Origin of the sequence: Mesorhizobium sp. M1A.T.Ca.IN.004.03.1.1 (assembly GCF_003997555.1) — a bacterium.
In the GTDB taxonomy this organism is placed as follows: Bacteria; Pseudomonadota; Alphaproteobacteria; order Rhizobiales; family Rhizobiaceae; genus Mesorhizobium.
Genome location: NZ_RZTV01000872.1, coordinates 1 through 245, shown reverse-complemented (window position 1 = coordinate 245; position 245 = coordinate 1). Strand labels below are relative to the sequence as shown.

The 245-nt window shown below is 56.3% G+C and carries 1 pseudogene; it reads right to left on the bottom strand.

Annotated elements, in window-relative coordinates:
• Window positions 1–189, bottom strand: a pseudogene (locus tag EOD29_RS36815) (nodulation protein NodT); the annotation flags it as partial.
• Window positions 190–245: the final 56 nt, after the last annotated feature.

Genomic DNA, 245 nt, shown 5'->3' with positions numbered 1-245 from the left:
GTACTGGTCGAGCGTACGATCTGAAAACGAATCCCACCACGCCGACACCGCAACATCGCCGGCGCTCTGTTTTGCACCCTCGGAAAACTTCTCCGGTAAAGGCGTTTCCGGCGGTGCATGGTCGGGCCCGAGCATGCAAGATGACAAAAGTAGCGGCAACACCGCAGCGGCCAGACGGAACGAATGCAATCAATCAGCCTCTATTCCAGCGAAATTCAAGTCAAACCCGTTTCTCCTGCCCGAAG